The organism is Hyalangium ruber (assembly GCF_034259325.1).
Taxonomy (GTDB): Bacteria; Myxococcota; Myxococcia; order Myxococcales; family Myxococcaceae; genus Hyalangium_A; species Hyalangium_A rubrum.
In genome coordinates this window covers 402,608-423,447 of record NZ_JAXIVS010000007.1, presented here as the reverse complement: position 1 = coordinate 423,447, position 20,840 = coordinate 402,608, and the positions used below count along the sequence as shown (strand labels likewise).

General features: G+C 66.8%; 16 protein-coding genes. 9 read left to right on the top strand and 7 right to left on the bottom strand.

What is annotated here, in order from left to right; genetic code table 11:
- Window positions 1-160 precede the first annotated feature (160 nt).
- Both SYV04_RS22325 and SYV04_RS22320 read left to right on the top strand, forming a co-directional pair.
- Window positions 161-1,585 carry an RtcB family protein gene (locus tag SYV04_RS22325; RefSeq protein WP_321547885.1) on the top strand — a complete coding sequence of 475 codons (1,425 nt, stop codon included), beginning with the start codon at window positions 161-163 and terminating at the stop codon, window positions 1,583-1,585.
- A 134-nt stretch (window positions 1,586-1,719) separates the two neighbouring features.
- Entirely contained in the window at window positions 1,720-2,157 is a 438-nt protein-coding gene (locus SYV04_RS22320) for a hypothetical protein (protein WP_321547884.1), read from the top strand.
- Window positions 2,158-2,166: 9 nt separating this feature from the next.
- Here SYV04_RS22320 and SYV04_RS22315 read toward each other — a convergent pair whose 3' ends face one another.
- Together SYV04_RS22315 and glgC are read right to left on the bottom strand one after the other, a co-directional pair.
- Window positions 2,167-2,652: a GNAT family N-acetyltransferase gene (locus tag SYV04_RS22315; protein ID WP_321547883.1), complete on the bottom strand. Its 486-nt coding sequence runs from the start codon at window positions 2,650-2,652 to the stop codon at window positions 2,167-2,169.
- A 59-nt stretch (window positions 2,653-2,711) separates the two neighbouring features.
- Window positions 2,712-3,941, bottom strand: coding sequence for a glucose-1-phosphate adenylyltransferase (gene glgC, locus SYV04_RS22310; protein WP_321547882.1), 1,230 nt, complete (start codon window positions 3,939-3,941; stop codon window positions 2,712-2,714).
- 205 nt (window positions 3,942-4,146) lie between these two features.
- On the opposite strand from glgC, the gene SYV04_RS22305 reads away from it, so the two are divergent.
- The 3 genes from SYV04_RS22305 to SYV04_RS22295 all read left to right on the top strand — a co-directional run bounded on the left by SYV04_RS22305 (window position 4,147) and on the right by SYV04_RS22295 (window position 8,874).
- Window positions 4,147-5,028: a GGDEF domain-containing protein gene (locus SYV04_RS22305; protein WP_321547881.1), complete on the top strand. Its 882-nt coding sequence runs from the start codon at window positions 4,147-4,149 to the stop codon at window positions 5,026-5,028.
- A 3-nt stretch (window positions 5,029-5,031) separates the two neighbouring features.
- The gene (locus SYV04_RS22300; protein ID WP_321547880.1) at window positions 5,032-5,790 is read left to right on the top strand and encodes an MBL fold metallo-hydrolase; all 759 of its coding nucleotides are present in this window, start codon (window positions 5,032-5,034) and stop codon (window positions 5,788-5,790) included.
- A 189-nt stretch (window positions 5,791-5,979) separates the two neighbouring features.
- Complete coding sequence (locus SYV04_RS22295) at window positions 5,980-8,874, top strand: CBM96 family carbohydrate-binding protein (protein WP_321547879.1); 2,895 nt, start codon at window positions 5,980-5,982, stop codon at window positions 8,872-8,874.
- 497 nt (window positions 8,875-9,371) lie between these two features.
- On the opposite strand, the gene SYV04_RS22290 is transcribed toward SYV04_RS22295, so the two are convergent.
- On the bottom strand, window positions 9,372-9,599 hold the full coding sequence (locus SYV04_RS22290; protein ID WP_321547878.1) for a hypothetical protein: 228 nt from the start codon (window positions 9,597-9,599) through the stop codon (window positions 9,372-9,374).
- Window positions 9,600-10,246: 647 nt separating this feature from the next.
- On the opposite strand from SYV04_RS22290, the gene SYV04_RS22285 reads away from it, so the two are divergent.
- From SYV04_RS22285 to SYV04_RS22275, 3 genes are all read left to right on the top strand, one after another.
- The gene (locus tag SYV04_RS22285) at window positions 10,247-10,648 is read left to right on the top strand and encodes a hypothetical protein (protein ID WP_321547877.1); all 402 of its coding nucleotides are present in this window, start codon (window positions 10,247-10,249) and stop codon (window positions 10,646-10,648) included.
- 69 nt (window positions 10,649-10,717) lie between these two features.
- Window positions 10,718-11,029 carry an HNH endonuclease gene (locus SYV04_RS22280; RefSeq protein ID WP_321547876.1) on the top strand — a complete coding sequence of 104 codons (312 nt, stop codon included), beginning with the start codon at window positions 10,718-10,720 and terminating at the stop codon, window positions 11,027-11,029.
- 14 nt (window positions 11,030-11,043) lie between these two features.
- Window positions 11,044-11,520, top strand: coding sequence for a DUF4265 domain-containing protein (locus SYV04_RS22275; protein ID WP_321547875.1), 477 nt, complete (start codon window positions 11,044-11,046; stop codon window positions 11,518-11,520).
- Between the two features lie 304 nt (window positions 11,521-11,824).
- Here the strand turns inward: SYV04_RS22275 and SYV04_RS22270 are convergent, their stop codons facing one another.
- Window positions 11,825-14,533 (bottom strand): choice-of-anchor A family protein, encoded by a 2,709-nt coding sequence (locus tag SYV04_RS22270; RefSeq protein ID WP_321547874.1) that lies wholly within the window; start codon window positions 14,531-14,533, stop codon window positions 11,825-11,827.
- A 542-nt stretch (window positions 14,534-15,075) separates the two neighbouring features.
- Here SYV04_RS22270 and SYV04_RS22265 point away from each other — a divergent pair.
- The gene (locus SYV04_RS22265) at window positions 15,076-15,327 is read left to right on the top strand and encodes a hypothetical protein (protein ID WP_321547873.1); all 252 of its coding nucleotides are present in this window, start codon (window positions 15,076-15,078) and stop codon (window positions 15,325-15,327) included.
- Between the two features lie 346 nt (window positions 15,328-15,673).
- Here the strand turns inward: SYV04_RS22265 and SYV04_RS22255 are convergent, their stop codons facing one another.
- The 3 genes from SYV04_RS22255 to SYV04_RS22245 all read right to left on the bottom strand — a co-directional run bounded on the left by SYV04_RS22255 (window position 15,674) and on the right by SYV04_RS22245 (window position 20,815).
- A complete protein-coding gene (locus tag SYV04_RS22255) occupies window positions 15,674-16,237 on the bottom strand; it encodes an imm11 family protein (RefSeq protein WP_321547872.1) in 564 nt (187 codons plus the stop codon).
- 18 nt (window positions 16,238-16,255) lie between these two features.
- Window positions 16,256-17,611 (bottom strand): AHH domain-containing protein, encoded by a 1,356-nt coding sequence (locus tag SYV04_RS22250; RefSeq protein WP_321547871.1) that lies wholly within the window; start codon window positions 17,609-17,611, stop codon window positions 16,256-16,258.
- A 135-nt stretch (window positions 17,612-17,746) separates the two neighbouring features.
- Window positions 17,747-20,815, bottom strand: a complete 3,069-nt coding sequence (locus SYV04_RS22245; protein ID WP_321547870.1) for a CHAT domain-containing tetratricopeptide repeat protein — start codon at window positions 20,813-20,815, stop codon at window positions 17,747-17,749.
- Between the last annotated feature and the right edge of the window lie 25 nt (window positions 20,816-20,840).

Sequence of the window (20,840 nt, the reverse complement as noted above, 5' to 3'; positions counted from 1 at the left end):
ACGCTGGGGGTGTCAGGCGCAAGAGGCCCCCCGCGTCCAGGGCGCCTGAAGGACGGCCTCGCGCCGTCCGGCGACCGCGGCTGCTGACCCGAGGTCCCCCTCTCTCATTCGTCCACGTCCCCCCGTGCCTTCCGGGCGCGGGGTAGCTCCGAGTTGGGTCATGCAGCCGAACCTGAATCGGCTTCTCCGGGCACTCGCCCGTGAGGGGCTCGAGGTGACCTATGACGGTCACCTCTACACCGTCCGCCTCCTGGGCGACGCGAACGCGCCGCCCGCGGAAGTCCTCCTCCCGCCGGACCTGCCCGTGGAGGGCAAGGCCTTCCGGCAACTCGCCCACCTCGCCGCCCTGAAGCACCCCACGGGTGGCGCCGTCCTGCGCGTGCGCGCCACTCCCGACTTCCACCCGGGTGACTCCGGCGTGGCCATCGGCTCGGTGCTGCACACGCGCGGCCTGGTCGTGCCCGGGGCCGTGGGCACGGACATCAACTGCGGCATGCGCCTGCATGTCGCGGACATTGGCGTGGAGGCCTTCCTCTCCCGCCGCGACGCCTTCGTCGAGCGGATGAAGGGCCACTACTTCTTCGGCACGCGGGATGTGTCCATGTCCTCGCGCGCCGCCGAGGCGCTGCTGCGCGATGGCATTCCGGGCTGGCTCCTGGAGTCCATGGAGCAGCCGCTGGGCTGTGCCGCGAAGGCGGACCTGGCCCAGCTCGACAAGGAGTCCACCCGCATCCACCTGGGCGGGGCGCTGGAGGGCGAGCCGAGCTGGGCACCCTCGGGGCTGGTGAAGCCGGGCGTGGTGCGCGACGCGGGCCTGGCCACCATCGGCGGGGGCAACCACTTCGTCGAGGTGCAGCGCGTGGAAGCGGTGACGGACCGCACGCGGGCGTGGGAGTGGGGTGTGCGCGAGGGCCAGCTGGCCTTCATGATCCACTCCGGCTCGCGCGACGTGGGCAAGCACGTGGGCATGGCCTGGCAGGACCGGGCGCGCGCCGCGTGGCCGGCCGGGGCGCCCTACCCGGACAGCGGCATCCTCCCGCTGGGGGAGCCCGCGCTCGTGGCGGAGTACCTCCGGGCCGAGGCCACCGCCGCCAACTACGCCTTCCTCAACCGGCTGCTGCTGGCGGAGCTGCTGCGGCTCACCCTGCGCGAGCTGTTCGGGGACGTGGAGGCGCCGCTCGTCTACGACGTGCCGCACAACATCACCCTGCCGTACGAGGGCGGCTGGCTGGCGCGCAAGGGCGCCTGCCCCGCGGAGGCCGAGCAGCCCGTCATCATCCCCGGCTCCATGGGGGCGGCCTCCTACCTCATGGTGGGATGCGGCGACGCGGCGGCGCTGGCCTCGGCCTCGCACGGCGCGGGGCGGGCGCGCTCGCGCTTCGACATGTCGCGGGGGGGGGCGGATCGGCGCGAGGAGGCGCTGGGGCTCACCGGCGTGGACTGCATCACCCTGCGCCAGGAGCGCCGCGTCGAGGAGGCGCCGGCCGCCTACAAGCCCATCGGGCCGGTGGTGGCCTCGCAGGTGGAGGCCGGCATCGTGCGCGAGGTGGCGCGCATGGCGCCGCTGCTGACGTTCAAGGCTTGAGCGGGGAACAGACCCGGAGAGCATGAAAGGCGCATCAATTCTCTGGCGCCCATCGCGTCCTCCGGGTGGAATCCCCGGCCGGAAAGGGTCGCTCCCACGGGAGCGGCCCTGCGGCACCTGATTGGGAGGGGAGCTTGGAGAACACGTACGGAGGAGCGCCGGATGCGAGGAACACGGTATCGGTTCCCGCCATCCTGTTGATGGTCGCCGGAGGCCTGGGCATCGCCTATGCCTTGGTGAGCCTGGTGGGGTCACTCATGGGAGGGTCAGCGGCTCAGCAGGAGCAGCTCAACCAGATCCTCAGCAACCCGGACCTGCCGGACTGGCTCAAGTCCGCCAGCACCTCGTCGGCCTCGGTGGGCGCCATCGGCCCGTTGATCTCGATGGCCGTCAACGGCTTCATCATCTTCGGTGCCATCAAGATGAAGGGCCTGCAGAGCTACGGGCTGGCGATGGCGGCCTCCATCGTCGCGCTCCTGCCGTGCTGCCCCTGTGGCTGCATCGGTCTGCCGGCGGGCATCTACGCCCTCATCGTGCTCAACAAGCCCGAGGTGAAGGCCGCCTTCCAGTAGCGCGCGGGTTCACGGCCCGGGGCGAGGGGACAGGAGCCCTCCTCCCCGGCCCTCGCCCAGCGCGAGGGCGGGCCGACGCTTCTGCATCCGCACACACGACAGCTGGACCTCCGCGGTGAGGATGCGCCGCGCCGCGTGCAGCCGCAGGTAGCCGCGCGAGCGGTAGAACGTCTCCGCGTTGAGGCTGGCGTCCAGGTTCATCATCCGCGCCCCCGCCCGCCAGGCCAGGGCCTCCAGCGCCTCCAGCAGCCGAGAGCCCACCCCGGTGCCCACCTCCTCGGGCGCCACGTAGAGGGCCTCCAACTCGCCCAGCATCGCATCCAGCTGCCCGAAGCCCACCAGGGTGTGCCCGCGCTCGGCCACCAGCACCGTGCGCGGCAGGTCCGGCCGCAGGTAACCCTCCGGCCGCAGCAACTCCACCCACGTCCGCACCTCCTGGGCGGAGTAGGCCCCCCGACAGAGGGCCTCCACCGCTCGGGAGTGGACCGACCACATCGCCCGCCGATCCTCTCCGGTGGCAGGGCGCAGTCTGAGGCCGGGAGCCGCCATGCGACTCACGTCACCTTCATGCCCTTGGGAATGACCACCACGCCGCCCGAGGTGACATGGAAGCGCCGCTTGTCCTCCTCCAGGTCGTAGCCAATCGTCATGCCCGGAGGAATCTCCACGTTCTTGTCGATGATGGCGCGGCGGATGCGGCAGCGCCGCCCGATGGTGACGTTCTCGAAGAGCAGCGAGTCCTGCACCTCCGAGTACGAATTCACGCGCACTTTGGGCGAGAGGATGCAGCGGTTCACGTGGCCGCCCGAGATGATGCACCCCTCGGAGACCAGCGAGTCGGTGGAGCTGCCCACCCGGTGGTTGGCCTCGTCGGCGAAGACGAACTTGGCCGGCGGGAAGTTGTGCGGCTGGGTGTAGATGGGCCAGCGGTCGTTGTAGAGATTGAAGACGGGGTCCACCTCCACCAGGTCCATGTTGGACTGGTAGTACACGTCGATGTTCCCCACGTCCCGCCAGTAGCCGCGCTCCTTCTCCTCCTGGCCCGGAATCTCGTTCGTGGCGAAGTCGTACACGTACACCGGCGAAGTCTTGTAGAGCTCGCTGATGATGGACTTGCCGAAGTCGTGCGCGCTCGCCTCGTTGGCCGCGTCTCGCACCACCTCCTGCACCAGCACGTCCGTGGAGAAGAGGTAGTTGCCCATCGAGGCCAGGCACATCTTCGGGTTGCCCGGCATGGGCGGCGGGTTCTTGGGCTTCTCCAGGAACTGGAGCATCCGCCCGTCCGGCCCCACGTCGATGATGCCGAAGTCGCGCCCCTCTTCAATCGGCACCGGGATGGCGGCCACCGTACACGCCGCCTTCTTGGCGACGTGGAAGTTCAACATCTGCCGCACGTCCATGCGGTACACGTTGTCGGCGCCGAAGACGAAGATGTGGTCGGGCTCCTCGTCGGTGATGATGTTGAGGTTCTGGTAGATGGCGTCCGCGCTGCCCTTGTACCAGTCCATGCCGGTGCGCATCTGCGCGGGCACCGACTCCACGTAGTGGCCCAGGAAGGCCGTCATCCTCCAGGCACGCGACAGGTGGTTGTTGAGCGAGTCGCTCTTGTATTGGGTGAGCACCTTCATCCGGTACACGCCGGAGTTCGCGAAGTTGGAGAGAACGAAGTCGATGATGCGGTAGCGGCCGCCAAACGGCACCGCGGGCTTCGCGCGCTCTCGAGTGAGTGGCTCGAGCCGTGTCCCTGCACCACCTGCCAGAATCATCGCCAGCAGCTTTGCCATAAGGTGTGGCACGTTAGCCGCACACCCACATCCGACAAGGCCGCTCGCGAGACTCCCGCTCCGTTCGTTGAGTGCCGAACCGCCTCGGTACCACCCCTGGCGGTTGCCCAACGCCCCGGGTCGCCCGTCCGCTCTGGCTGAAAGCCAGGGGAGGGCTCCCACCTACATGGCTTCTACCGTTCCAGCGTGATATTCCTCTTTTTCGATGGCTGCCGACGAAACTCGGGTCACCAAGATCGCCTCGATCAACATCAAGAGCGTGGCGAACCGGGATTGCTGCCTCGTGGAGATCCACGGGCCGGAGCTGGGCAAGAAGTACGTGCTCGACTCCGAGGACTACACAATCGGGCGCGACGAGAACAACAACATCGTCGTGGACCTGGACAACGTGTCGCGCCGACATGCCCGCATCAGCAGCAGGCAAGGCCGCATGTTCGTCGAGGACCTGGGCTCCACCAACGGCACCTACCTGAACGACCAGGAGGTGCTCAGCGCCCAGCCGCTGCGCAGCGGGGACCTGGTGAAGGTGGGCGGTTCCATCTTCAAGTTCCTCGATGGCGACAACATCGAGACCCAGTACCACGAGACGATCTACACGCTGACGATCGCCGACGGTCTGACGGGCATCAGCAACAAGCGCTACTTCCTCGAGTACCTCGAGCGGGAGATGGGGCGCTCGCACCGCTACCACCGGGCGCTGTCGCTGATGATGTTCGACATCGACCACTTCAAGAAGATCAACGACGTCCACGGGCACCTGGCGGGTGACTACGTGCTGCGCGAGCTGGCCCAGTCCATCAAGCGCATGGTGCGCCGCGAGCAGTGCTTCGCGCGCTACGGCGGCGAGGAGTTCGCGCTGGTGATGCCCGAGGACGGGCCGGAGAAGGCGCGGGTGTTCGCCGAGAAGATCCGCAAGCTCATCGAGGAGAAGCAGTTCATCTTCGAGGACAAGGAGATCCCGGTCAGCATCTCCATCGGCGTGGCGGACATGACGCCGGACATGACCGAGCCCAACCAGTTCATCAAGGTGGCGGACGCCAACCTGTACCGGGCCAAGAAGGCGGGCCGCAACCGGGTGATCGGCTAGGAAGTGGCCAAGGGCGCACCATCGCTGCTGGCGCGGGGGTTCTTCATCCTCCTGGGCCTGGTGATGCTCGGGGCCGCGTGGGCCTGGCCGCAGTTGCCTCAGCAGGGCGCGGCGCGCATCGAGGTCGAGCCAGGGCTGGTGGGCGTTCTGCTGGGCGGGTACTCCTACGCGTGGGTGCTGAAGACGCCCCAGGGCGCCGTGCTGGTGGATGCCGGCATGGATACCCAGGGCAAGGAGTTGCTCGCGGAGCTGGCCGCCCAAGGGGTGAGCCCGGAGAAGGTCCACACGGTGCTGCTCACCCATGGGCACGTGGACCACTGGGGCGCCGCGCACCTGTTCCCCAATGCCCGGGTGGTGGTGGGGCCCGGAGAGGCCGCGGTGATTCGCGGCGAGTTCGTCCAGAAGAGCCTGGTGGGGCGGCTGACGCGCTCCATGGCCCGGCCGCCCGTGCCCGCGAAGCTGGAGGAGGCCCAGGATGGGGCGGAGCTGAGCGTGGACGGAGCGTCGATCCGCGTCATCCACCTGCCGGGGCACACGCCGGGCAGCGCCGCGTACCTGTGGCGGGACGTGCTCTTCACCGGTGACTCGCTGCTGCGCACCAAGAGCGGGTTGGGACCCTCGCCCGTTCCCGTCTCCGAGGACCGGAAGCAGAACCTCGCCTCCCTGCGTAAGTTGGAGGAGGTACACTTCGCCCGTGTCGCCGACGGCCATGCCGGGCTCACGCAGGGGGCGAAGGAAAAGCTGGGGGCGTTGCTGAAGTAACGCCTCGTACCCTCGGTGGGGCCTCGGGGTTCGCGAGAGGCGCATTCGCTTCACACCCGTGGGAACGCGGCTTCCCAATTCTCCGCGTCTGTAAGTGGCATCCCCACTGCAAACCCTCGGTCGCTGGCGAACAGGAAAGTCGCCGCGGGGGGAGAGTCCCTGCGCGCGAAGCTCGATCGAGGGGCAGGCATGCGAGTGTGGGGATGGGGGAGGGCGGCGCTAATCGCGGCCCTGCTCGGGGTGGTGGGGTGTGGGGTTCAGGGCGAAGGCGGGCAGGAGGCGCGGGCGCTGGAGGCCGAGCCCTCACGTGTTGCCGTGAAGCAGGGAGCGCAGCAGCGCATGCGCACGCTCACCTTCCCGGTGGCCGCGGATACCTGGGCGGATGAGTCGGCGCCGAACGTGAGCCGAGGCAGTGCCTCGCAGTTCAAGGTCGATGGGGGGCCTCGGGGCGAGGCCTTCCTGCGCTTCGACGTGAGCGGCGTGGGCAACGCCACGGTGCGCCGGGCCACGCTGCGGCTCTACGCGGTGAACCCCACCTCGGATGGGCCGGAGGTGTATGCCACGAGCACCACGTGGACGGAGAGCGGCCTGACGTGGAACAACCGGCCGCCGCGCGTGGGCATCCCGAGCGCGGATGCGCATGCCATCCCGCAGGAGGCCTGGGTGGGCTTCGAGGTGACGCCCCATGTCCGCGGGGATGGAGCGGTGGCCTTCCTGATGCTGCAGACCGGGAGCGACGGGGTGGAGTTCCTGTCGCGGGAGGCGGGGCGCAACCCGGCGCAGCTGGTCCTCGAGGTGGAGGACGCGGGCGGCGGAACGGACTTGCGCTTCTCCGCCGAGGCGGACGCGCACGTGCAGGAGGCCCAGCCCACCACGAACTTCGGCAACCGGCCCACGCTCGAGGTGGACGGCTCGCCTCGGAGCGCGACGTACCTGCGCTTCCGCGTCGCGGGAGTGTCGGGCAACGTGGTGAGCGCGAAGCTGCGCCTGTTCAGCACCAACCCGACCTCCCAGGGGCCCTCGGTGCATGCCGTCGCCGATCCGTGGGACGAGCAGTCGGTCACCTGGAACACGCGCCCGGCGCTCCAGGGCGAGTCGGTGGACAACCTGGGCGCGGTGGCGCTCAACGAGTGGGTGGAGCTCGATGTGACGCAGCTGGTGAGCGGTGACGGCGTCGTGTCCGTGGGGCTCGTGCCGTTGGACACGGACGGTGTCGACTTCAACTCGCGTGAGGCGGTGGACCACACGCCCGAGCTGGTGGTGACGGTGGAGGGGGGCACGCCCCCCTCGGGAGAGACGCGCACCTTCGGCGCGGTGGCCGACGCATACACGGACTCGGCGCATGAGTGGGGGAACTTCAACACGGCGGAGCTGCGCGTGGACACCGCGCCGAGCCGGATGCTGAGCTTCCTGCGCTTCGACGTGTCGGGCCTGCGCGGAGACGTGGCGAGCGCGAAGCTCCGGCTGTTCGTCCTCAATGGCACCTCGGACGGCCCCTCCGTGTGGACCACCTCCGTGGACTGGTCCGAGTCGAGCGTGACGGACGCGTACGCGCCCTATCCGGATGGGGGCCCGGTGGCGAACGCGGGCCCGACGCCCGTGGGCTCCTGGCTCGAGCTGGACGTCACGGGTGCCTTCCTCGGCGGCCCGCTCGTCTCCTTCGCGCTCGTGCCCGAGAGCACGGATGGGGCGGGCTTCGCCTCGAGCGAACATCCGGATGCCTCCCTGCGCCCGCAGCTCGTGGTGACGACGCACATCGCCCGGTGCGCTCCCGGGGGCGGGGACACTCCGGCCAGCGGCACCTACCAGGGGGGCCAGTCGTGGGGCGGCACGGGGTACCAGACCGGCAACGGTGTCGCCGTGGACGCGCAGGGCCACCGCATCCTCATCGCCCAGTATGAAGGCAGTGTGGACTTTGGCGGGGGAGCGCTGCCCAACCACGGCACGGGCGACATCTCCGACTCGGATATCGCGCTGGTCAAGCGGCGCGCGGACGGCAGCCACGTCTGGTCGAAGGGCTTCGGCGCGCCGGGCAGCTGGGCGCGGGCGGAGGATGTGGCGGTGGACACCGCGGGCAACATCGCGGTGGTGGGCTTCTCGCGCGCCGGTGTGAACCTGGGCTCCGGAGTGCTCCCGGCCGGCGGATTCGCGGCGAAGTTCTCTCCGGAAGGAGTGCTCGTCTGGGCGCGGCCGGTGGATGGCGATCTCAGGAGTGTCGCGTTCGACAGCCAGGGCCATGTGCTCGCCTCGGGCCAGGCGATGCGCGCGGGCTCTCCGCCAGGGAGCCAGAGCAACGAGCTGCTCGTGCTCAAGCTGAGCGCCGGGGACGGCACAGCGGTGTGGTTCAAGCGCTTCCAGGCCACGACGATGGTGCGTGGGGAGGCGATCGCCGTGGGGCCCTCGGACGAGGTGGTGGTGGGAGGCAGCTACCAGGGCACGGTGGCGTTCGGTACGACGGCGCTGCCGGAGAGCTCCGTGGCGCCGTTCCTGGCGAAGCTCAGCCCTACAGGGTACGCGGTTTGGGTACGCGGCTTCCTGTCCTCGGATTACAGCTACGCGGAGCGTGCCTTCCTCGACGTCGCGGTGGCGGCGGACGGGGCCATCGCGGGCGTGGGCGCCTTCTCGCAGTGGATCCGCATCGGCACGGAGACGGCATACTCGACCGGCCTGTACAGCGCCTTCCTGGCGGTGGTGGAGCCCGACGGGAGCGAGCGCTGGTGGCGGTGGATGGGCAACGAGGGGGCGACGTTCGGGCGCGGGGTGGCCATCGACGCGGCGGGGGACGTGGTGGTGATGGGCACCTTCCGCAGCACGCTCGACTTCGGCGGAGGGCCCCTCACCACGGCGCCCACCCTCGGCGGACCGTACGAAGGCTTCTTCGTGGCCAAGTACCGCATGGCCTGCGGGGAGCACCGCTGGAGCCAGCAACTCTCCCACGGTGTCTATGTCTGGGCGCGGGGCTTGGCCGTGGCGCCTGATCGGAGCATCACCCTGTCAGGGCTGTACGACCGCGGCTTCGGCCCCGGCATGCCGGGTGACGGGGACAACAGCGCGCGAGCGATGCTCCTCCATTTCGCCCCGTAACGACGACGGTGACGCTCCGGCGCCCCGATTTCCAGGCGCCGGAGCGTCCTGCGAGTCACCGTTCAGGGCGCGGCGGGTTCGATTCCCGCTGTCGCCGTTGCGTAGCTTCCAGCAAGCCCCCAAAGAACTCCGCCTGGGCCACGTCCCGCTGTCCCCGCGTCGGCGACGCCGGCCTCCACTCCCTGCGCACACCGGGCCTGGTTCAGGCGCCCCACCCGCAGGAGGGGCTCTCTGACAACGGCCCGGTCTACACCGCCAAGGACACCGGCGATGAGCGGCCCTCGGCCACTCACGTCCTCACTCGGCTCCCGGCCTGGTTCGACGACGACAACCGCGGCCATCCGCACCGAGTGCTCAAGATGAAGTCACCCCGCGAGTTCCGTGCTGCTCACTCTCAACCCTGAGCTGGCCGATTTGACAGGAGCAACTCCAGCCCTCGCAGGTTGGCGTAGCGCCCATGGAGGCGAGCCAGTGCCGCCAGCTCGCCTGCGGGAGGACTACATCTCTACCGCTTTGGCGGTGCACTGGGTGCCGACCGGGTTAGTGCTCACCCAGTAACATCCCGCGTAGGTCGGGCAGTACTGCTGGGTCTTGTAGCTGTTGCACCAGGTCTCGGGCGGCGCCAGCTGCTCGACCTGATCGGCGTTTGCCGAAGCCTCCGCCTCGGTGGCAGGACCACAGCCGCTCAGAACACCCAGAAGACCGACAATCGCAACGAAGCGCATGGTGTGACCTCTTCCTGGAAAACAAGGGAAGACACTTTATGTCATTTTTCGGGGGGTGAGGAATATAGGAAGAATGGAAGGCCTGTTAAGGGGTGGCGGGCTGGAGTGCAGGGGCCGAGGAGGGCCGCTGACGGGGGCCGCCTGAACAGTGCGCCAGGCGGGTGGAGAAGCCGCGCAGCCCCTTGGGGTACTCGTCGGCCCTGGTCGCGCTCCCATGAGGTACGCGGAAGGGGCTTGGCTCTCTTGGCTGGGGCGGCTTGAACCCTCCGGCAGCGGGCACACGCTCCTGTCCGCCTCCCACGGGGTTCTCGTGAGCCCTGGGAGACCGGGGAACTCAGGCCGCTTGCCTCCAAGCAGATTGCCCCTGTTGGGCCGCATGTGTCCCCAGTGTGACCCTCCAGCGGGGAATTGAACGGGACGAGACGGGACGAGACGGGACGGAGCGGAGGAACGATCCACTGTGAGATAAGGCGTTAGCCGGTAACAGCGCGACCTGCTTGGAGTTTTGCTTCCGCCTTGTTGCGGGTTCGATTCCCGCCGCTTCCATGCACAACAACCCGCCGCTCTGAGCCAAGCCCGCTCCTAATATCTTGCGCTTTGCACGCTAACGAACTCGCCCGGTAGGGTGCGTCCGCAACTACGGAGGCATGCGCATGGGCAAGGCTTTTCTCGCCAGCGGCAACGGACATCAGAACGCCAACCGCCGGAAGGCGCTGGACTACGTGCTCAAGAACATTGAGGGCGTCACCGCCGTAGATGAGCGTACTGTGGAGTTCTCACCGTATGGCCGGTGCCACTTCGCCGCCTATACTGACCCGAAGGGTGCAATGATCAGCACGCCGGCTCGGGGAGATGACGTGTACGGCTCGGTCGATTGGCACTTCCGCGACGCGATCATGATGTTCCGAGACTTCGGCGACGGGCGCTGCATCATCTACGTGTGCCCGATCAAGCCGCTCTTCAGCGTCCGCACCATCGGACACCACGGAGTTCGCTGGGAAGACGTGCTCAATCTGGCTAGCTTCAAGCAGGTCTTCAAGCCGCAGTAGCCGGTCTGCGCGTTCGTACTCCTGGGCGATCCGGCCGAGGCATATCAGAGAGCATCAAGAGGCTGCTTCTTGGCCGCCCTCCTTGGTGAGATTGAAGGCCTTGGAATCGCAGGCAAGCAAAGAGGCACGCGCTTCACTCCAAAGAGCAAGGAGAGCGTCAAACAGGAGAACGCGAGCCGCAACGACGGTACGAACCGCTGCGAAAACTGCGATGTCGAGACAGTTCCAGCCCAGCAGCACAAGAAAGGAGTTACTCCCCCCACCAACGAGACGCAGGTAGACCACGTTGTTCCAAAGTCAAAGGGTGGCAAGGGAGTGCCGGACAACGGCCAAGTCCTCTGCAGGGACTGTAACCTCAAGAAAGGCGACAAGGAGCAATGAAGGGAGGTGCCGCGGTGAAGGGTGACGAGTCCAAGCGCCATGTCAAAATCATTGTTCCGCTGGAGCAGGACGAGGATGGATACCCACCCGTGGGCTCAGAGCGGCTATGGGCTCTCCATATTGGAGACGGGCGCTACCAGATAGACAATATACCCTTCTTTGCGCGGGACCTTGCCTGGGGGGATGTCGTGTCCGCCGTACCCGAGGAAGGAGCCGAGGAGGGCGTCCTGCGCTACGAGCAGGTCCTTCAATCCTCTGGTCACAGCACCTTCCGCATTCTCGTTCACGACGAGACCCAGGTGTCCGAGGTGTGCAGCCTATTGGAGCAGTTGGGGTGCGACACCGAGCGTAGCCATCTGCCTCGCTTGGTAGCCATTGACATTCCCCCCAGCGTCCCTCTTGCGGTTGTACGTCAGGCACTCTCCCCTGGCGTCAGCCAGGAGCGCTGGGAGTACGAGGAGGCCTGCCTCGGACAGCCAGAAGCAGAGTGAGCGGCGCTTGGCGACCAAGCCACGCTCTGGCTATCAGCAAGGCCAGTGGTCTGGTGTGCAGAAACTCCCGCTGAACTCCGCCAAGCCCGCTCTGGCAGCGCCCTGCTGGGCAGCCCTACGGAACTGCGCTCGATCGGCGCGAGCCCTCTCTCCAGAAGTTCCAAGCGGCGGGTTCGATTCCCGCCGCTCCCAAGTAGAGCAACGAAAGAAACGATCGCCATGGGCGCATTTGATCTGTCCACGGGCACTCGACGGGCGAGGCACATCTACGTGGTCGATGACGGCATACCGCACGAAGAGCCGCCTACCAGGTAAGGCGGACCTGCCCATTCGAACCCCTGGTGACAGGGGCGCCACCGCGTCCAACGGGGTCGCTGTAGCCGGGGCTCGTGACACCTCCAGGGATCGGTCCATCGCCGCTCCCGCCGCCCAGGAGAGTGGCTGAAGGGTGTATCCACGATGAGCCGCCTCCGCCTCCGCCTCCCGTATAGGTATACATCTGGCCACCGCTTCCTCCGCCGTAGCGGCCAGCGCCCCCGCCTCCACTGCTACCGTTGGTATAGCCCTGGCCTCCCACCAGCTCGAAGGCCTCGACAAGGATGGCGGTGCAATCACCCCGGACCGCGCCACCCCGGCTCGTGCTGCCGGGCAGGCCAGGAGATGAACACTGGCTGTAGGGGCTGTTGTTGGTGCTCGTGCCCCCGGCCCCACCGGCGCTCTGTGTACCTCCCTGGCCTCCCCCGGAGTTGGTCTCAGCGTAGTTGTTCGCGCGTCCCGCCTGCCCGGTGCCTCCGGGAAAGCCGCCTCCACCTCCCGCACCGGCAAGGGGATCCAACGCGCCGCTGCAGCCGCCGCACCCATCCACGCCTGCTCCACCGCCCCCTGCCGCGACCAGCATGAGCTGTCCATTCCGGAAGAGGTAGGAGGCGCCACCCCCGCCTCCTCCTTCCTGCCCACCCCGGCCGGCAAGGATGTCGAGTCGGTCACCGGGCGTCACAGGAATCCTGGCGTTGACCCAGGCTCCCCCTCCTCCAAAGCCGGGGTTTCCGCCGCCGCCTCCAGCGCCCCAGAGTGAGACTGTGGCCTGTGTCGCTCCTTCGGGGACACGCAGGGTGGTTCCCGGCACGCCAGAACACGGCACCACATTGCCTGTGCAGCTGCCTGCGCCGTTACACACGTCTTCACTCGTGCAGGAGCTGCCATCATTGCAGCTCGTGCCGGCGGGCTTCGGCGTGTAGCTACAGGCTCCGTTGGTGCAGGTGCCTGCGAACTGGTAGCACTGAGCGTCGGGTGGGCTGTTGCAGCTCAGGGCTGTGCCACCGCATGTGCCCGCGCCATTGCACACGTCTCCCGTCGTACAGGTGTTGCCATCATTGCAGCTCGTGCCGGCGGACTTCGGCGTGTAGCTACAGGCTCCGTCGGTGCAGGTGCCCGCGGACTGGTAGCACTGAGCGTCGGGCGGGCTGTTGCAGCTCAGGGTTGAGCCACCGCATGTGCCCGCGCCATTGCACACGTCTCCCGTCGTACAGGCGTTGCCATCATTGCAGCTCACGCCCACGGGCGCTGGCGGGTGGGCGCAGTGGCCGGAGCCATTACACATGTCCAGGGTGCAGGAGTTGCCATCCGGGGTGCAGGCCGTACCCGCGGAGAGGAAGATATCCGCCGGACAGCTCGCGGACATCCCCGTGCAGTACTCCTCCACATCGCAGGTGCCCGCCGAGTCCCGGCAGCGCACTGTTGCAGGAGTAAAGCCGCACGTGCCCACGCTGCCCGTCAGGTTGCACGCGTCACAGGCCCCATCACAAGCGCCGTTGCAGCACACCCCATCCACGCACTGCCCGCTGGCGCACTGGTTGGCACTGCTGCAGGACTCTCCGTTCTCCCTCTGTGCCGCGCAGGTGCTGCCCTCACAGAAGGAGCCGCCCCCGCAGTCGGCATCGGCTCGGCAACAACTCGCGGAGGCACACTCTCCATAACCGCAGGTGGCCGGATCGCAGGTCTGCGTCCCAGCCGCGCCGCACCATGCCGTGCAGCTCCGGCTGCTCGCTCCGGCACACTCGAAGCCTTCGTCTATCTGCCCGTTGCAGTTGTCATCCGCCCCATTGCACGCTTCATCGGTGGTGCCCTCCAGCTCATCAAGCGGGCTGAAGCGGCCTGTTGCATTGCCGATCAGTGAAACGGCGTAGATACCGCCGGACCAGCTCCCGTCGTTGAGTGTCGCGCGGGCGTGAGGTGCCAGCACCGTGCCCGCCAGGCCAAAGCCGCGAGCGTCGAGGCTGGTGGCATCCACGAAATTGTAGAGCACGCGGCGCGGGTTGATGTCGTCGTTGAAGCCGCCGCGAAGGGTGGGACCCGTACCGATGATGTTGACCAGCGCGAACGAGCCGGCCGGCACGGAAATGTGGCGCACCCAGGCACTGTTGAAGTCACTGGCTTGCACTTCGAAAACGTTCAGGCACGGGTCCGTGCCCGTCAGGTACACGTTGCCCCATTGGGGCTGGGTGGTGCCATTGATTGCCTGGGCGGCCAACCGCGATGACAGACTGCGCAACTCAGCGAATCGGGCTGCGAAGTCAATGGGAGTGCCATGCGCGGCCGTGCCTCGCTGGATGTTCACGCTCCAGTCGGGAGTATAGCTGCCCCCATACCAGACAGCGCCGAACACGCCGCCGCGCAAGAGGGCGAGGTTACCGCCCGCCACCAGTGTGTTGGAGACATTGTCATCCGGCAGCGCAGAGCCCACGGAGAAGTCATTCAGCGTGATGCTGCCGCCTGCCGCCACCTTGCCCTCGATGTTGGTGCCTCCGCTGTAGTTCTCGAGAACGAACAGGTTGTAGCCGCTCAGGCGGATGTCGAGGCAAGTGGAGCAGTTGCCCGCCGTGACTTGAAGCGCGGCGGTGCGCAGGTTCGCCAGCTTTTCCGCTGGCGCTTGTTCGGGCTCGCTCGCGCTGCAACTCAACGCGCCCACAATCACAACGATAGCCGACACACACGCCAGGCTCGCACGGTACATTTCAATGGCTCCATCCCCCCGGCGGATGTCTCCACAGGAGCGTTTTTCTTCGGGTTGCAACAGGCTGAGCAGGAGTCGAAGTGCGTTCTCTCTACAGGGGAATGAGCTTCGAGGGTAGGGGGGCCCGGTTCATGGACGTTACCCAGCGCAACGGCAACTCGTTCAACACCGCTTTCGTGGCGGTTGGGCAGGGGGACGGGGTTCGCCTACGGGAACGACTCCGAGGGGCAGTGTCGCATATGTCGGAAGGATCCGGAAAGTGCCCAGGGACTCGGATCCGGAAGGCCCCTGATTTGACTCGGTAGCTTGACCCTGCTCACGGTGATGTTCCGCTTTGATGGTGTGTTCCACGCCTGGTCGAAGAGCGAAGCGTGGCATGACGAATTCCTCTCCCTCAACGAGGAGAGTGACGAGTTCAGCGAAGATGAAAAGAAGACGATGATGAGGCTCTTCAACAGAAGGAGCAGGATCTCATCCGAGAGTTCGCCACTGCGCTTGAGACCGACCCCAGATTCCCGGATTGCCGTAACCAGGAATCGCGCATGGCACTCCTGCGCCGGATCAGACCTGACGTTCGCGACGTAGCTCCGTCGGAATATGGGCAACGCGCCATCGTGCGCGAGGCTCAGGCCATTTTCGACCTGGATGTTCGCCCGAAGCTGCGTGAGAACCCGAAAGAACGCGTGATGGCACTTCAACGCCAGGGGTTCACCGTGGCGCAGATAGCCGCAAGGGTGAGCCTCAAAGCTACAGAGGTTCAGCGCCTGTTGAATGAGGACCCTTCAGAAAGCTGATCCCACTGACCCTGACGAAGCTTCGTCTTGAGCGCCACGAGCAGCAACGTTCGCCATTCCGGCTCGGCTGTGTCGATCAACCGCTCGGCCTCCTCGAAGGTGAGGAAATCGAAGGTCGGTTGGGGCAGCTTCCCGAAGAGTCGCACGCGGGGCTCCTGCGGAATGACCCGCTAGTCCTTCGCGAGAGCCAGCAGCTTGCTCTTTGAAGTCATCTCTGCCGGTCCAATGGAAGTGTTTGTTATTGTTCTCGCTGTAAGTGAGGAGGCGCGGGGCGAGGGGCCGAACTGGAGCCTGGCTCCACCGGCCGGAGTGATCGAAACCGGGCGCCGCCTCTCCGGGGCTTGGACTAGACCTCCTCAAACCTCGTGCCCGTGGCGCGCATGCCATCCAAGGCAGTCTTGATCTCCCCTGAGACGATCAGCGGGCCCGTCCACCCCTCGCACCGGAACACCTTGGCGCTTCCCACCTTGGCCTTGTCGATACGCATGTCACGCACGGAGAAGTATTTCCCAACCATGTCCGGAATTCCGTTCTCGTGGGTCCAGAGCTGGATCCGAGACGCCTGCTCGTCGATACAGCGGATAAGGCGCGTGGCTACGAGGACAAGGAACTGATCCGGGTGGCCCTCCACGTCCACGGGGATGAGTTGCACGTCGTCCGGGGCCAGCTCCGCGAACATGGATGCGACCCGGACATGAACCACCGGGATCATGATGCCCGCCTCTGTGAAGTCCAGCGGCTTCCCCGCAATCTCGACGGGAATCCTCAAACGGTCCGTGACGTGGACCGGCGTTCCGAGCCTGAACTGCCCGTCATCCACCTGTCGGCCCTGCCTGTCCGTCGGCGTGTCCAGGTCCCAGCGGTTCGGAACTTTCACATCGTCGGAGAGTCTGAAGAAACGCTGGGACATGGGCTCCAGATAGCGCGATTACGGCCGGGCGACGAGTTGGTTCAGCTCAGTTCCCGGGGTGGCGATTTGCTTCGCGAGTTCCTTGAGGGCCGCTTTCAGCTTCGCTTGACACTCCACGACGCTGTGACAGGTCGCCGTTGCATCGGCAAGTTCGTCCAAGATGATCTGGTGATACCGCTCGGGATGCGGTCCGTAGTGACCCGGAAGTGGCATCTTGTTCGCCGGGTCCTCCATCGACATGCCCGCCTTGGCGAAGATGCGGCGGAATCGCGGAGTCCACGGACCACCGCGCGCGGTGGACTGGTCGTTGCAGACGGTGGCGATGTGGTGCGTCTCGATGCAGGGGCCCGTGCCGCGACTGGGCCGCGCCGCCATGGCTACCACGTTTGCGGGAAGCGTGATGCTGACGCCCTTGGCACTGACCGCGATCTCCTCCACCGCCCCCATCGCGTGCAGTGAGATTCCTGCTTGCCCCTCGGACTGCATGGCCACCTGCGCCGAGCCAGGTAGCGTCGGGACCTTCGCCGCGAACAGTTGAGCCGTTGATCCAATGGCCGCAACCAGCAGCATGGCGAACGCGCGCGCGGCCTCTCGCCCGATGAGCTTCCCGAACCTCTCGCCCGCCTCGCGGATCTCCGCGAAGGTGGTTGCGACCTTCGCCGCCTCCGTCAAATCCCCCCAGCCCGTCACGAGGTTGCGGAGCGTGTCATAGCCCACGTATAGGAGCATCCCGACGCCCAAGGCCGCCACCAGCGCCGGAGCCACGGGATTGAGGAGCATGATCAGCAGCATGGAACCCAATGTCCACAGGGCCGCGCTGATCAAGGCGCGGAATTCCACCATCTCTCCCAGCGCCTTCTTCATCTCGCCCAGGACGGGGCTCTTGCTCATCGCCAGAGCCCAGACGTAACGGCCTTGCATGTCCAGATAGCGTCCAGCCACCAGCGCGCCCCCGAGACAGTCGCCGTAGAAGCTGTAAGCGCTCTGGCACCAGAGCCGATAGCGTTCCGCCAGCTCCTTGTCTTCTTTTGTCAACGTGCCATCCCAGGGCTCACCGGGCCCTGCTGGCACCAGCTTCTTATCCCGCTCCAAGTAAAGGTAATTGCCGCTCTGAGGGTCCATCTGAAACGCCTTTTCCGCCGTCTGGCGAGGCGTGCCTGTCAGCTGTACCTCGCGCGCAAGGCGCCTGACGGCCTGCTGGAACTCCTCTTCCTCCAACTCCACCGTTTGCAGGTCCGCCGAGCGGGGAACGTGAACGATAGCCTTGCCCTGGCCCATGTTCTCCACGAGGGGGACCCGAGGGATGCTGGCGCACCCCACGAGCAGCGCAAGGAACAGCGCTTCTGCCTTCCAGAGCATTCGCCATCGCAGCATGTGGCACTCCTTCGTACGAGGAGGTGAGCAGGGTAGAGGGTGCTGGGTCGCGCGCGCGCGCATCGGCACGCACCACCCGGCCGACCTGGAGACCTTCGAGACGGCGCGCCTTGGGGCGAGTTCGCGATCTTCACGCTACTTCTGCGGTGTGTTCAGGGTGCCAGGCGAGAGCGAGCGCAGGGGCGCATCCTTGCCCAGGGCAATGAAGGGCGCCCAGAAGTGAGGGTGGGGCTGGGTGGTCCGCAACGCGCGCATGGCCTCGCGCAGGGCTGTGGCACGTCCCTGGCCTGCCAGCAGATTGCGGTAATAGGCCTCCATCAATGTGCTCGTGGTCTGGTCGTCCACCTTCCAGAGGCTGGTGACCACCGTCTCGGCTCCGGCCACGATGAAGGCGCGGCGCATGCCGTAGACGCCCTGGCCCATCTTGACGTCGCCTCGACCGGTGTCACAGGCGGACAGGACGACCAGCTGGGTGCCCCACAGGTCCAGGCTCGCCAGCTCCAGCGCCGTCACCAGCGCGTTCTCGGAGGGAGCCCGGGAAGAGGCCGTCGCCGCACTGGCCCCTGCCAGCAACAGGCCCGAGCGCAGCAACGGATCCGGAGGACGCGAGGCGGCTGGCTCTTCGCCCAGCGCACCGAAATGGCCGACGCCGCGGGAGCCGTCGGGCGCTGCCGCATCCTCGAGGAAGAAGCCGTGGGTGGCCAGGTGGAGGATGCCAGGAGTGGGCAGGTTCAGCAGGCGTTGCTTGGTGGCGTTCGCGCCGAGGAAGAGCTGAGCCTGGGGGAGCAGGCGCTGGATGGCTTCAGCCTCGTTGCGGGTGCCCGGAAGGGGGGCAGTGACCCAGGCTCGGGGGGCTGAGCCCTCGCGCAGAGAGGAGAAGAAATGCTCGAGCGAGGCAGCGCGATGCTTCTGTGCCTCGCCCCCTCCCTGAAAGGAGTCAGGTGGCTGGAGGGGGGCGTCGAAGTCTGGGGCCGCGAGGACGACCACCGAGGAGGCGTGGGCTGTCTCCTGGAGTCGAGGCAGCAGATCCTTGCCAGAAGTGAGGTAGGTGAAGTCGAAGGACTCCACGAGGAATTGGCGACCGTCGTGGAGCGCTGAGAAGGGGACCAGGGACAGCTGGCCATCCGGCGAGAGGAAGAGGCGGCGCGTCTTTCCCAGCAGCGGGAGCAGGGGACGGAAAGCGAGCTGGTAGAGCGTCTGGGCGTGGGCGTGGAAGGCAACGTCCCGGTTGGCCAACGCGGCACGCAGGTGCAAGGCGGTCGAGTCGATGGGCTCGGCGGGGCCCAGGTCGAGCGCGACAGTGGTGGCGTTTGGAAAGAGCACCAGCGCCAGGTAGCGGAGCTGGGCCTTGGGTTCGCCCGGCTTGGGTACCCGCGAGTGGTCCTCATGGTAGATGAACTCGATGAGGGCACTGTCCTTGGGCAGAGATTGAGCAACCCGGTCGACGATGACCGCAGGGGACGGCAGAGCCGTCAGCGCGCGCAGGGGGGCGGAGCGCTGGGCGAGGTCCGCTTCGAGCGCATCGCCCTGCTCGGCGAGTTCCCGGAGCTGTTTCTGGTAGACGGGCAGGGGGCGCGAGCCGGGACCCTGGAGCGAGAGGCTGGCCAGTTGGGTGCGCAGCCCACGCAGCCGCTCGAAGGTGTCGCGCCCCTGGGAGCCCAAGCCCCGGTAGACCGCACGGGAGATATGCGCCGTCTCCTCCATCGATCGGCCCTTGAGGAGCAGGGCAGCGCTCAGGGCCAGACGCCGCATGCTGGCGTCGTTGGGATGTGACTGGACCACCGCGTAGAGGCGCTCCTCGTCGGCGCGCAGCAACTGGAGGAAGCTGGCCAGGCGCGCCTCGGAGAAATCAAGCGCCTCGTGGCGCAGGCGCTGCTCGGACATGGCGAAGGCACGCGCCAGCAGCGGAACGGCCGCCGCGAGTCGACGCCGGGCCAACTGAAGCGTCGCGAGATCGTTGAGCGAGCGCGCAACGGCGGGATGGTTCTTGCCGAGGGTCGCTTCATTGGTAGCGAGCGCGCGCTGGTAGAGCGGCTCGGCGCGGCTGTACTGCCCCTGCTCCGCGTAGACGCGGGCAAGGCTGTTGAGCGTCTGGCCAACCTCGGGGTTGGTCTTGCCAAAAACCGCCTCATAGATGGCGAGTGACCGCTGGTGGAGTTGCTCGGCCCGGCCGTACGCGCCCTGCTTGGCGTAGACGTCGGCAAGGTTGTTGAGTGAGGCGGCGACATCGTGATGGTTCTTGCCGAGGGTCGCCTCCCGGATTTCGAGCGCGCGCTGGTAGAGCGGCTCGGCGCGGCTGTACAGGCCTTGGCGATCGTAGAGGACGGCGAGGTTGTTGAGATGGATGGCGATGTCGGGGTGGTCCTTGCCGAAGGCCGCCTCCTTCTTGAGGGCAAGCGCGCGTTGGTAGAAGGGCTCTGCCCGGCTGTACATTCCCTGGTCTGAGTAGAGGTTGGCGAGGTTGCCGAGCGACGCGGCGAGGTCGGGATGGTTCTTGCCCAGGGCTGCCTCTCGAATCCTGAGCGCGCGCTGGTAGAGCGGCTCAGCGCGGCTGTACAGCCCCTGCTCCGCGTAGAGGATGGCGAGGTTGTTGAGCGAGGTGGCAACGATGGGATGGTCCTTGTCAAAGGCCGCTTCCCGGATGGCGAGCGCGCGCTGGTAGAGCGGCTCGGCGCGGCTGTACCGGCCCTGGCGATCGTTGAGGACGGCGAGGTTGTTGAGCGAAGCGGCGACGGAGGGATGGTTCTTGCCCAGGGTCGCTTCCCGGATGGCGAGTGAGCGCTGGTAGAGCGGCTCGGCCCGGTCATACAACCCCTGGGCTTGGTAGATGTTGGCCAGATTGTTGAGGGATTGGGCGACATCGGGATGGTTTTGGCCGAAGGCCCCTTCCCGAATGGCGAGTCCGCGTTGGATCAGCGGCTCGGCCCGGTCAAACTCCCCCTGAAACCGATATAACGCTCCAAGCAGGTCCAGACAGTCGGCGACTTCCGGATGCTTGTCTCCGAGCACGGACTCGCGCAGCGAGAGCGCCTGTTCGGCCTGCGCCACGGCCTCGGCGTACTTTCCCGCCTGATCGAGCCGCTTTGCCTCTTCATAGGCTGTCTGTGCCTGCTGCAAGCGCGCATCTGGCACCGTTTCCCCGGCCACCGCACTTGCTGCACAGCACAAGGCAACCACCGCGGCCCACCCGAGCGCCTTGAGCATCTTCCCCCCGTGGACAGCGGCTCCC